5 protein-coding genes are annotated in these 12,783 nt (G+C 60.0%); 3 read left to right on the forward strand and 2 right to left on the reverse strand.

The genetic code is table 11. The annotated features are described in order from the left end of the window. Positions 1–259 precede the first annotated feature (259 nt). The gene (locus IG616_RS14905) at positions 260–1,072 is read right to left on the reverse strand and encodes a ferredoxin--NADP reductase (protein ID WP_192148949.1); all 813 of its coding nucleotides are present in this window, start codon (positions 1,070–1,072) and stop codon (positions 260–262) included. A 195-nt stretch (positions 1,073–1,267) separates the two neighbouring features. Continuing rightward, positions 1,268–2,017, reverse strand: a complete 750-nt coding sequence (locus IG616_RS14910; RefSeq protein ID WP_192148950.1) for a sulfite exporter TauE/SafE family protein — start codon at positions 2,015–2,017, stop codon at positions 1,268–1,270. A gap of 183 nt (positions 2,018–2,200) precedes the next feature. Here IG616_RS14910 and IG616_RS14915 point away from each other — a divergent pair, with 183 nt between their 5' ends. From IG616_RS14915 to IG616_RS14925, 3 genes are all read left to right on the forward strand, one after another. Beyond that, a complete protein-coding gene (locus tag IG616_RS14915; RefSeq protein ID WP_425504193.1) occupies positions 2,201–3,340 on the forward strand; it encodes a winged helix-turn-helix domain-containing protein in 1,140 nt (379 codons plus the stop codon). 440 nt (positions 3,341–3,780) lie between these two features. After that, positions 3,781–11,376: a type I polyketide synthase gene (locus IG616_RS14920; protein WP_209007543.1), complete on the forward strand. Its 7,596-nt coding sequence runs from the start codon at positions 3,781–3,783 to the stop codon at positions 11,374–11,376. Then, the gene (locus tag IG616_RS14925; RefSeq protein ID WP_192148952.1) at positions 11,373–12,758 is read left to right on the forward strand and encodes an aminotransferase class I/II-fold pyridoxal phosphate-dependent enzyme; all 1,386 of its coding nucleotides are present in this window, start codon (positions 11,373–11,375) and stop codon (positions 12,756–12,758) included. The genes IG616_RS14920 and IG616_RS14925 overlap by 4 nt, the downstream gene beginning before the upstream one ends. The last annotated feature ends 25 nt before the right edge of the window (positions 12,759–12,783 follow it).

Below are 12,783 nucleotides of genomic sequence, written 5' to 3' on the forward strand. Positions count from 1 at the left end.
CGATTCGTGCACACCTATTCAGCAAACCATATTTCTTTCCCAGTGTGTCCCATCATTCCTTGCAGAAACGTAGCTTAACGTCACTTGCCACCAGTTTATTTATCCTGCTTTCCGTTTTCTGACATTGGCAAAATCCGCAATTCTCACGTGAAAACGGCCCGGAACTCTGCTTTTCGACCAGAGAAGCAAGGGCGATTCAGCAGAAAAGCCGGGTCGATGACCCGGCTTTTCTTCAGTGTGAAATGCGGCCGTCTTGAAATCAGCCGACAAAGGCGCGTTCGACGACGAATTCTGCCGGTTTGTTGTTGGCGCCTTCAGTCAGGCCTGCCTTTTCGAGGAGAGCCTTGGTATCGCGCAGCATCTCCATCGAGCCGCAAATCATGCCGCGGTCGATGGCTGGATCAAGTGGCGGCACGCCGAGATCGGTGAACAGCTTGCCGTTCTCGATCAGGTCGGTGATACGCCCCTTGAAGGGATAGTCTTCGCGCGTCACCGAGGTGTAGTGCACCAGCTTCTCGCGGGCATATTCGCCGATCAGCGGGTCGTTCCTGGTCTCTTCCACCAGGTCCAGGCCGTATTTCAGTTCGGCCACTTCACGGCAGGTGTGGGTCAGGATCACCTGGTCAAACTTTTCATAGGTGTCAGGGTCACGGATCAGGCTGGCGAAGGGGGCGATGCCCGTGCCGGTCGAGAACATGTAGACCCGCTTGCCCGGGATCAGGGCATCGTTCACCAGGGTGCCCGTCGGCTTTTTCTTCATCAGAACCGCATCACCAGGCTGGATCTTCTGCAGATGCTGGGTCAGCGGGCCATCCGGCACCTTGATGGAGAAGAATTCCAGCTCCTCGTCCCAGGACGGGCTGGCAATGGAATAGGCGCGGTAGAGCGGCTTGCCGTCGATCATCAGGCCGATCATGACGAACTCACCGGAACGGAAGCGGAAGCTTGCCGGGCGGGTCATGCGGAAACGGAAAAGACGGTCGGTGTAATGCTGGACCGACGTTACTTCCTGGACAAAAGCGCCTGCGGGCGCATCGGCTTCCAGGTCGGCTGCCTTGGCAAGGACGTTCATGTGTCTACTGTCTTCCATGCTCGGAGGAAACGGGCGTAATTCCCTGTTGTCTACCACTTGTTGCACCCTGACATGAAGCAACAAGCATCCATGAATGGCGAAAATATCAGAAAATTCTCCCAAGAAGCATGCGTCCAATCGCGCAGGCGGCCATCAACCGCCCATCCGGAACACTCCTGAGCCAGCTCAGGACGCTTAAAGCGCGCCAAATGACCGGATGCTGACGAACAGCCCCAGTGCAAGCAGGCCCAAAAAGAAAAGCCGGCGGAACAACCGCTCGGACAGCCGTTTGCGGATGGCCTGTCCGGCAAAGAAACCCGCAAAGGCCGGCACACAAGCCAGAACCGACAGGCCTCCGGCTTCAACGTCGAGAATATTGGCACCCGACAATGTCACGCCCAGCGCGAGGGTGGATCCGAGAAACAGAAGTCCCATGGCCTGAACGAAGGCATCCCGGGGCAGGTTCAATCCTTGAAGAAACATGACGCCAGGCACCGCATAGGACCCGACCATCCCGGTCAAAACGCCATTCACAGCCCCGAAGCAAAACCCGAGGGGTGCTTCGCGGTGCTCAGACACATGAAGGACAAACCCCGTCAGACCTGAGACCGCGTAAAGGATCAGGACCACACCGAGCAATCCTGTCAGGAGTTTCAGGTCCGCATTTTGAAGAATGAGCCCGCCGAGACCGACCATGGCCATCGCCGGAAGCAGAAAGGGACAAAGCCTTCCGATAAGCCGCAGGGTTCCCCGCCGTCCAAAGGCCTGCAGGATGTTGGTGGCAAGGGTTGGGGCGAGCATCAGGGACATTGCCGTGGTGAGATCCGTCGAAACGGTCATGAGACTCAAGGCAACCGTTGGAAGTCCAAGGCCTATAACACCTTTCACCAGCCCTGCCAGGCTGAAGACCGCCGCGATCAAGAAAAGCAGTTGGATACTGTCCATTCCCACCCCATCAGATTTTTGGTTCGTTCTCAAAGGTTGCAGGTTCAACCAGCTGCACAATCCGTGCAATAGTCGCCTCCCACCTGATCCGGACGACTGCTTATGCCCACACCTTCCCTCCCCCTCCTCTCCAATCTGCTCGCCCGGCGGCTTTTCATGGAGCGTCACGGATTGCAGCAACCGATGAGCGGAAGCGGTAAGGGAGACGATCTGAAGGGTGTGATCGATCATCTCGGCTTTGTGCAGGTTGATAGCGTGAACACGGTGGCTCGTGCCCATCACATGATCCTGGCCTCGCGCCGCCAATCCTACCGGCCGAAGCATCTCAAGCAACTCCTCGAGAAAGACCGCAGGCTGTTTGAGCACTGGACCCATGACGCCTCTGTCATTCCAATGGAGTTCTACCCGCATTGGAAATTGAAATTCGCCAGGGATGGGGAGCGTCTGCGCACCCGCTGGTCTGATTGGCAGCGGCATGAATTCCTGCACAAGCTGGACGAGGTGCTGGACCAGATCGCGCGCAACGGTCCGGTTTCATCAGGGGACATCGGACAGGATGAGGTGCGCACCAATGGTGGCTGGTGGGATTGGCATCCGTCGAAGACGGCCCTTGAATATCTGTGGCGGACCGGTGCGCTTGCCGTATCCGCCCGCAACGGCTTCCAGAAAGTCTATGACCTGACGGAGCGGGTCATTCCCGAGGCCCACAGCAAGGCATCGGCGGATACGGAAGAAACAATTGACTGGGCTTGCCGGGAGGCTTTGACCCGGCTCGGCTTTGGCACATCGGGAGAGCTGGCTGCCTTTTTCGGTCTCATCACGCCTCAAGAAGCCAGGGACTGGTGCGAGAGACAAAAGCAGACCGGAGAAATCGAGGAGGTGCTGATCGAGGGCAGCGACGGCAAACCTCCGCGAAAAGCCTTTGCCTTTCCAGACCTGCCTGAACGCGCGCTCCTTTTGGAGCCCTCGCCCGGCAAGGTGCGGATCCTCTCCCCCTTCGATCCAATGCTGAGAGACAGAAAGAGAGCAGAACGGCTGTTCAATTTCTTTTACAGGATCGAAATCTTCGTCCCGGAACCCCAGCGCACCTATGGCTATTACGTCTTTCCGGTCATGGAAGGCGAAAGACTGATCGGACGGATCGACATGAAAGCACTGCGTTCCGAGGGTCAGTTGCAGATAACCGGATACTGGCCAGAGCCAGGCATCCGCCTGACCTCAGCCAGACAAAAGAAGCTCGAAAGCGAACTCCAGCGCATGGCGCGTTTCTGTGAGACCGGAGCCGTCACTTTCGCGGAAAACTGGCAAAAAGCCGTGGACTAGAAACAGGAAATATTTGGAAATGGCGCGAAACAGCAATGATCTTGCATGCAAACGATTGAAAATTTCAAAAGGTGCGGTTACTGGCACTCTACAACCGTAACCAGTTCTTTTGGGCGTTTAGCGCACATCCCTTGATCAAGGTTTGAAATGCATTCTTTTTCACCGTGACCATAAAAATGTCTCAAGAGCGGCGATAGTCTGAAATTAAAGCTAGAAACATGCAGCACGGCTGTTGCATATGATAGGTTATTAAATCGCATTAGTTGGCGCGGACTATGCATGCAAATTTAAGCGGGGACTGAATATCACCGCTGAAGATTCCTTGGAGAGGGGCTTTTGAATTGAAAATAGTATCCAGACCCATCAGCGGTTAAGTGTGACCTTCCGCGAGGAAATGGCTTAAAAAAGCATTCAGAATTCAAATAAATAAAGGTCGATCTGTGGCGTCGCTTACCTCAACCATCGATATCATTGGCTATTCCAGCCGTTTGCCGGGTGCAAAGTCTGCAGCTGATTTCTGGTCTCTTCTGGATCAAGGCAAATGTGCCGTCACAAGCGTGGACCCCGAGCGCTGGCCGCTCCCCCGTTTTGGTCATCCGGATAAGAGCGTTGTCGGCAAGGCCTACACATGGGCAGCAGGTCAGATTGACGATGTCTGGGGATTCGATCCGTCCTTTTTCGGCATTTCTCCCCGTGAAGCTTTCCAGATGGATCCGCAGCAAAGGCTGCTCCTTCAGCTAGTCTGGGAAGCTCTGGAACATGCAAACGTCAAACCGAGCGAACTGGCGGGCACCAATACCGGGGTTTATGTCGGCGCGTCTTCGCTCGACTATCATCACAGGTTCCTGAACGACCCGTCCAATGCGGACATGCAGTTCATGACCGGCAACACCCTGTCGATCATTTCGAACCGAATTTCCTATATCTACGACCTTCGCGGCCCGAGCTTCACCGTCGATACGGCCTGCTCTTCGTCGCTCGTAGCTCTGCATGAAGCCGTTTGCGCACTTGAAAGCGGCCAGATCGATACGGCAGTGATCTGCGGTGTGAGTCTGCTGCTCAGCCCTTTCGCCTTCGTCGGATTTTCCCGTGCGACCATGCTGTCCCAGACCGGTCTCTGCCAGGCCTTCGATGCCAAGGGCGACGGCTATGTACGTTCCGAAGGCGGCGTTTCCATCGTTCTGCGTGCCCGCCGTGCCGGCAAGCTGAAGGGATCGCGCAGCTATGGCCAGCTGCTGGCAACCGGTATCAACGCGGACGGCAGAACCGTCGGCATGTCCTTGCCTTCCGCCTATGCCCAGGCCGGGCTTCTGCGCGAAATCTATTGGGACATGGGCATTTCGCCCGAGTCCCTCGCCTTCGTCGAAGCCCATGGTACCGGCACGCGCGTCGGTGACCCGGCAGAAGCTGAAGCACTTGGCACCGTGATAGGCCAAAAGCGCAGCACGCCGCTTCACATCGGTTCGGTAAAAACAAACGTCGGTCACCTGGAACCGGTGTCGGGTCTCGTCGGCCTTTTGAAGGCTGTCATGGCGCTTGAGCACAACAAGCTGCCGAAGTCGCTGCATTTTGAGACGCCAAATCCGGATATCCCCTTTGAGGACCTGAACCTCAAGGTGGCAAGCGAATCTGTGGACCTGGCGCCATCCGACAAGCCGCGTCTTGCAGGCGTGAACTCCTTCGGATTCGGCGGCACCAACGCCCACGCCGTTATTGCCGATCCGGAGCCGAGTGAGCAGGTTGAAGAAACCGCTCCGGTTGAAGCGCCTCTGGTCATCAGTGCCCGGTCCAAGGCAGCGCTGAAGCAACTGGCAAAAACCTACGCCGACCGGCTCTCGGAAGCAGATGCAGAAGAAGCTGCGAAGATCGTTGTTTCGGCCGCCCATGGCCGTGATCTTCTTGCCGAGCGTCTGGTTGTTTCAGGAGCTTCTGCGGCTGAAAAAGTGGAGGTGCTGGCAGCCTTTGCGGCTGATGAGGCTTCTCCGAACGCTGTTTCAGGGGATGCCCTGCGGCCTTCAGAAAAGGTCGGCTTTGTCTTCTCCGGAAATGGCGCGCAGTGGGCCGGAATGGGCCGCGACGCCTATCGGACTGATGAAGCTTTCCGTCTTGCTTTCGAGCAGGTCGACCGGATTTTTATGGGCCTTGGCGGCTGGTCTCTGCTGACCACCCTTTATGCTGAAGATCTGGAAAACGACATCGAGCGGACGGAAATCGCCCAGCCGCTGCTGTTCGCCATTCAGGTTTCCCTGGTCAAGTCGCTGAAGAGCCGCGGCATCGAGCCGGACGGTGTTGCCGGGCATAGCGTCGGGGAAGTGGCTGCCGCCTGGTGCTGTGGCGCGCTGACGCTCGAACAGGCCGTGAAGGTCATCCATGCCCGCTCCACCGAGCAGGAGGTTGTCCGCGACCTTGGCACCATGGGGGCCCTTCTGCTCCCGGCAGATCAGGCTCAGGCGGCTATCGACAAGAGCGGCCTGCCGCGCCTTGAAGTCGCTGCGATCAACAGCCCGCGCAGCGTTACCATTTCCGGTGATGCGGAAAGCCTGGACGCCTTCTCCAAGTTTGCCCGCAAGAACAAGTGGGCCATGCGCCGGCTGAACCTTGCCTATCCCTTCCACAGCGCCCTGGTCGATCCGATCAAGGAACCGCTGCTGAAGGCTCTTTCTGGTGTAACGCCGGGCGACGCTGCGATTCCGTTCCACTCGACCGTCGATACAGATAGCACCGCACCTGTTTTGAACGCCGACTACTGGTGGCGGAACGTGCGCCAGCCGGTGCTGTTCTCTGCCGCTATCGATGCCATGATCGAAGCCGGCAACGGCATCCTTGTCGAAATCGGTCCGAAGCCGGTGCTTGGCACCTACATGAACGATATCCTTCGCGCGTCGGGCAAGAAAGCCAAGATCCTCGGCTCACTGGACCAGCCGGCCAAGGGCGCCGTTGCCTCCGGCAATCCGGTAGACCGGGTCGCCGCGCAGATCCTCGCCAATGGCGGCCGCACGGATCTCGACCGTTTCGTCGCGCCTGCCCCGTCTGATCTGGCCCAACTGCCGCTCTATCCCTGGCAGAACGCCCAGTTCAAGATCGAGCCGACCGGCGAGCTTATCGACTATATCGTCGGCAACACCTTCCCGCTTCTGGGCTACCGGCTGCGGAAAGATGCGGCGGAGTGGTTCAACCACCTCGATCCGGCGTCCCTGCCCTGGCTTGCGGACCACAAGGTCGAAGAATCGATCGTCTTCCCGGCAGCCGGGTTTACCGAGATGGCGCTTCAGGCCGCCCTGTCCTGGTCGCAGAGTGATGCGATCGAAGTGCGCGACATGGACATTCTTCGCCCACTGGTGTTCGAGGAAGGCGACGTTTGGGAAACCCTTGTGCGCATTTCGCCGGACGACAAGGTGATCGAAATCCTGTCCCGCCCGCGTTTGCAGGACAGTGACTTCGGGCTGAATGCCCGTGGCCATTTCGTCTCCGTTTCCAACGCCAGCCGGACGCCATGGCTGGATGCTGGCACCAGCAGCCTGTCGGTTCTTGAACATGACGCGCTCTATGAGATCACCAGGAGCTTCGGCCTGGACTATGGCGATGCGTTTGCCCGTGTGGAAAAGGTCGTTACCCACGACCAGCGCAACGCGACCGTTCATCTGCGTCCGCAGATCGAAAAGGTGGCCGCTGCCGAGCTGTCCCTGTGCCCGACCCTAGCCGATGCCGGGTTCCACGGGCTTTTCGCGCTTCTGAGATCTGTGGAAGGCATTCCGGAAAAGACCAGCTTCCTACCGATCCGTATCGGGTCTGTCCGTCTTCTGCGCTCCGGCACGCCGCCGGTCGAAGTCCGCATCCGCGTGACCAAGGCCTCGTCCCGTTCCATCGAAGCCTCCTTCGAGTATCTGGATGTGAACGGCCAGGTGGTCGCACGCATGTCCCAGGTCCGGTTCCGTGCCGTGAAGCTTGGCCGTGACACGCGCCCGAACGAGCTGGTGTACCGCCAGTTTGCAGCTCTCTTGCCTGACGCCTCCCGGCTTGCTCCGGTGGACAAGGTTATGGAGGGCGGCTTCAAGGCGTTTGCCGGTGCAGCAGGTGTCGGCGGCGACACTCCGCCGGACCTTGGCGATGCAGCCATTCTTCTGGAAGCCTTGGGCCGCTCGATTGCCCATAGCGTCCTTTACGGTCTCTCCGGCAATGGCAAGCTGTCTGCCGCCTCCCTGACGGCTGACGGCAAGCTGGAAGACAGCGCAAAACCGCTTCTTCAGTCGATTCTCTCCTGGCTTCAGGACAATGATCTAGCTACGGAAGAAAGCGGCGTCTGGACGCTTGCCGATCCTGCAGAAGGCCCCTCCGCAAAGGACCTAATGCAGGCCATCGCCGTCGAAGCGCCAAAACATGTTGCCGAGGCAGCGCTTCTGGCCCGGTTGGAAACTGATTTGCAGGAGCTGCTGACCAGCGGACTGAAGACAACCGCGCAGGACGCGTTCTCGTCCAGTCTGTTCGATGCCTATCGCACGGCCTCTCCCTCGGCATCGGTCCTGGCCGATGCGCTGCGCGAGCTTGGAACTGAAGTCGTCAAGAACTGGCCCCGGGAAGACGCGCTCAAGGTACTGATCGTTGGCGCATCGTCTTCCGGTCTTGGCCAGGAAATCGATGCACGGATCGATCCGAGCCGGATGCAAGCAGTGATCACCGATCCGTCAGACGCACTGCTTGGCCGCGCCGAGCGGCTGTGGACCGGCAGCACGGCCACCTCCTTCCTGGAGTTCTCCAGTGAAGAATTGGCGGCAGTTGCCCCGTTCGATCTGATCTTGTGTGGCGCTTCGCTTGCGGAAATGTCCCGTGAGCAGCTCGCACAGCTCGCCCGCATGAGCACGCGGGGCGCTCTTCTGCTTGCCGCAGAAGCCCTGCCTTCGCCGCTGACCAATCTGCTGCGCGGCACGGGAATTGACTGGTGGAGCCAGTCCGTCTCTGACGAGTTCCCCCTGTCACTTCAGGATGCGGATTGGGCCAAGGCCCTGGAAGCCGCCGGTTTCGGCTCAGTCGAGACCATCGCCCTCGACAGCGATGAGCTGGAAGCGGACATTCTAGCCGCCCGGATCTCCGCAGAGCCTCAGGCAACTGCGGTTTCCGATGAGGGCGAGGACAAAGCTTCAGACGCTGTGAAGACCTTCCTGCTTCTGGCAGACGAAGAGGGCTGCGGCCGCAAGCTGGCAGATGGCCTTGCCTCCTGCCTTGAGGCAGAGGGCGCGACTGTGCTGCGGGCAGTATCCGGTGAGTCCACGGCCAAGACCGAAGACGGCTCCTGGACAGTTTCTCCGGATGGCGATCCGGGGGCCCTGAAGGCCCTTCTCAAGGACAGCGGCTATCAGGTTGTTCACCTGCTGGGTGCCTATGACGGCAGCACAGATGCGCTGGCGGCCACCGACCTGCGTACCTGGTCCCTAACCCAGTTGCTGAACACAATTGGCGCAGATGATGCCCGTCTCACGATTGTAGCCCCCGGTGGCATGCAATCTCTGGCAGGCGGGGCGTCCCATGTTCCGGCTCAGGCGGGTGTATGGGCCTATGGCCGCGTTGCCATGAACGAGTTCCCGAACGCGAATATCCGTCTTGTTGACGTCTCGCCGGATCTGGAACCAGGTCTGGCCGCTGCCCGCCTTGCCGCCGAGCTTCTGCAGGAAAGTGCCGAAAGGGAAGTCATTCTGGACGGCAGCCACCGCTCCGGTCTGCGCATCGTTCAGGGCGGCACTTTGCCGGAAAGCACGCTGCCGGAAGGTGCAAGCCCGGCCATGCGTCTGGATATCCTGCGTCAGGGCTCCCTCGACCAACTCGCCTGGCAGGCGGTTGCCCGCACGGTTCCGACCGGCTCGGAAGTCGAAATCGCGGTCGAAGCCTCCGGCCTCAATTTCCGTGATGTGATGTGGGCCCTTGGCCTTCTGCCGGAAGAAGCCCTTGAAGACGGCTTTGCCGGTCCTACACTCGGCATGGAGTGCTGCGGCACCATCACGGCTGTCGGCGACAAGGTAACCCGCTTCCAGCCGGGCGACAAGGTGATCACCTTCGCGCCGGCCTGTTTCGCAAGCCATGTGAGCGTGGACGAAAGCGGCTGTGCGCCGATGCCGTCCTCCGTCTCCTCCGAGGAAGCTGCCACCATTCCGGTGACCTTCCTCACCGCCTATTACGCTCTTGTCCATCTTGCCAAGCTGTCGGCTGGCGAGACGATCCTGATCCATGGCGGTGCCGGCGGGGTTGGTCTTGCGGCCCTTCAGATCGCCAAGTGGCGTGGTGCGAAGGTCATTGCTACCGCCGGCTCCCGCGAAAAGCGCAACTTCCTGCGTCTGCTGGGCGCTGACGTCGTGCTCGATTCCCGCAGCCTCGAGTTCGTCGACGCTGTCATGGCCGACACGCTGGGCGAAGGGGTCGATGTGGTTCTGAACTCCCTGTTCGGGGAAGCCATGGAGCGGAGCATCGAAGTGCTCAAGCCCTTCGGCCGCTTCCTGGAGCTGGGCAAGCGCGACTATTACGGCAACACCCGTATCGGCCTGCGTCCGTTCCGTCAGAACCTGACCTATTTCGGCATTGACGCCGACCAGCTTCTAACCCGTCAGCCAGCCCTGGCAGAAGCCCTGTTCCGGGATCTGGTCGAGCTGTTTGAAAACCGGACCTTCACGCCGCTGCCCTACCGCGTCTTTGAGGCGGACCGGGTCGTGGATGCATTCCGCCTGATGCAGCAGGCTGGCCATATCGGCAAGATCGTGCTGCGTCCACCGGTGGTGCCGCAGTCCGTTCCGGTCGAAAAGAGCCTGGCGCTCTCCAGCGACGGCACTTATGTCATTGCTGGTGGTTTCGGCGGCTTTGGCGTGGAGCTGCTGAAGCGTCTGGGGTCCCTCGGTGCACGCAACCTGGCCGTCTTGAGCCGGCGCGGCGATGCCTCCGACGAAGCCAAGGCCGCCATTGCCGATCTGGCGGCAATGGGTGTCACTGCAAGGGCCTTTGCCTGCGACATTACCGACGAGGCAACTGTCTCTTCGTCGCTGGAAACCATCCGCAAGGAGCTTCCGGCAATCAAGGGCGTCTTCCACACCGCCATGGTGCTGAACGATGTCCTGATCGCGAACCTGAAACATGATGGCCTGACCAAGGTGCTTGCGCCGAAGGTCCGTGGTGCGGAGCTCCTTGACCGCCTGACCCGTCAGGATCCGGTGGAGCATTTCGTGCTCTACTCTTCCGCGACCACGCTCGTGGGCAATCCGGGCCAGGCCAACTATGTGGCCGCCAACGGCTATCTGGAAGGCCTTGCCCGCAAGCGCCGGGCAGAAGGCCTGCCGGCCCTCACCGTCGCCTGGGGCGCGATCTCCGATGCCGGCTATCTGGCGCGGAACGAAGACGTCAACGAGATGCTGTCGCGCAAGCTCGGGCGCCATGCCCTCTCCGCTCAGGAAGCGCTTGATGGCCTGACGGCCCTCATGTGCCTGCCGGGTGGCACGTCAGATCAGGAGACCGCAGCACTCGGCTATGCCCGCATCGACTGGCAGGCGGCCCGCCGGGATCTCGCCCTGCTCTCCACGCCGCTGGTCAGCTATCTCGGCCTCGGCGACAGCGATGACACTGGTGCGGGAGATGGCGCCATCGACCTTGCTGCCCTGCTGGAAGGCATGGACAAGGTAACTGCGTCCCAGACAGTGGCGAAGCTTCTGGCTGCGGAAATCGGCAAGATCCTGCGTATTTCGCCGGAAGAAATCGATCCGCACAAGCCCTTGTCAGAGATCGGCATGGACTCCCTCATGGCCCTGGAACTGCGGATGGGAGCAGAGCGTCAGCTCGGCATTGATATTCCGCTGATGTCCCTGGCCAACGGCGCAACCCTGATTGATCTCTCCACCCGGGTCGCCACCCGCGTTCTGGGTGAAGGCGGTGATGACTCGATCTCGGCAGAATCCCGCACGCTGGCGTCTCAGCACGTCAACGATGGGGAGAGCGAGGTCGAAGGACTCACCGATCTGGCGGAGAAGGTTGAAGGCAAAAGCCGCGAACTGGGGTCGTTCCTATGAGTGACGAAAAGACCATGGCCGCAGGCAGTGACCGCACAAAGCTGATGGACTCGCTCCGGGCAGGACGCAAGTCCGCCCGCCAGCGGCGCCCCGAAGGCGAAGCTGGTGCAGCCAGCCCCACCAAGCCGCCGAAAAAGAAGGCCTATGACTTCCGCCAGCTGCCGCAGGTCAAGCAGCTGCAGGTGCAGCGTGCAGCGGCCGACATGATGGGCATTGCCAACCCATTCTTCCGTCCCCACGACGGACTGGCGGCTGGCACGACGCTCATCGACGGCGAGATCTACGACAACTTCGCCTCCTACAACTATCTGGGCCTCAACGGGCATCCGGAAGTGAATGCGGCAGCTGAAGAGGCCATCCGCACTTTCGGAACCAGCGTTTCGGCCAGCCGGATCGTCGCGGGCGAGCGCCCGGGCCATGCGGAGCTGGAAGCAGCGATTGCCCGCATTCACGGCGTCGAGGCCTCGATTGTCATGGTCAGCGGCCACGCGACCAATGTCACCACCATTGGCCACCTGATGAACAAGGGTGACCTGATCCTGACCGACAGCCTGGTGCATAATTCGATTGCCGAAGGCGCGAGACTGTCCGGCGCGACCCGCATCAATTTCCCCCATGACGATCTGGATGCACTCGAACGGCTACTGGCGGAAAACCGCCACAAGTTCGAAAACGTTCTGATTGCGGTGGAAGGGCTCTACTCCATGGACGGGGATTTCCCTGACCTGAAGCGCATTGTCCGCCTGAAGCAGAATTACGACGCCTGGCTGCTGGTGGATGAGGCCCATTCCATTGGCGTTCTCGGTGCGCGCGGACACGGCATTGCCGAGCATTTCGGCATTGATCCGGCAGAGGTCGAAATCTGGATGGGGACCCTCTCCAAGACTTTCTCCTCTTGCGGCGGCTATATCGCGGGCTCCAAGGTTCTTTGCGATTATCTGCGCGTGACCGCGCCTGGCTTCGTCTTTTCGGTCGGTCTTTCCCCCGCCCTGACGGCTGCGGCGATCAAATCTGCCGAAGTCATGGAACGGGAACCGGAGCGGGTAGCTAAGCTGCAGGCAAACGGTCAGCTGTTCCTGAAACTTGCCCGGGAAGCGGGCCTCGATACGGGCCCGAGCGCTGGCTATTCCGTGGTCCCGGTCATCGTCGGTGACAGCGTCAATGCGGCGATCCTGTCCAACACGCTGCTAAAGCGCGGCATCAACGCTCTGCCGATCATTTTCCCGGCGGTTGCCGAAAAGTCAGCACGGATCCGCTTCTTCATCACCAGTGAGCATACGGATGAGCAGATCCGGCGCGCGGTCGGGATCACTGCTGAAGAACTGGCCAAGCTCCGGACTGGGGGAACAACCTTCGACCGGCTCAAGCAGGCCGCCAAGTAAACCCGGCCTTTTGAAGTTCAGACCA

The sequence above is a fragment of the Roseibium litorale genome (assembly GCF_014842915.1).
Classification (GTDB): Bacteria; Pseudomonadota; Alphaproteobacteria; order Rhizobiales; family Stappiaceae; genus Roseibium; species Roseibium litorale.

Excerpts from the sequence above, each read along its gene's own strand:
- IG616_RS14905 (WP_192148949.1), bottom strand. The coding sequence starts at position 1,072 with ATGAACGTCCTTGCCAAGGCAGCCGACCTGGAAGCCGATGCGCCCGCA.
- IG616_RS14910 (WP_192148950.1), bottom strand. The coding sequence starts at position 2,017 with ATGGACAGTATCCAACTGCTTTTCTTGATCGCGGCGGTCTTCAGCCTG.
- IG616_RS14915 (WP_425504193.1), top strand. The coding sequence starts at position 2,201 with ATGAGCGGAAGCGGTAAGGGAGACGATCTGAAGGGTGTGATCGATCAT.
- IG616_RS14925 (WP_192148952.1), top strand. The coding sequence starts at position 11,373 with ATGAGTGACGAAAAGACCATGGCCGCAGGCAGTGACCGCACAAAGCTG.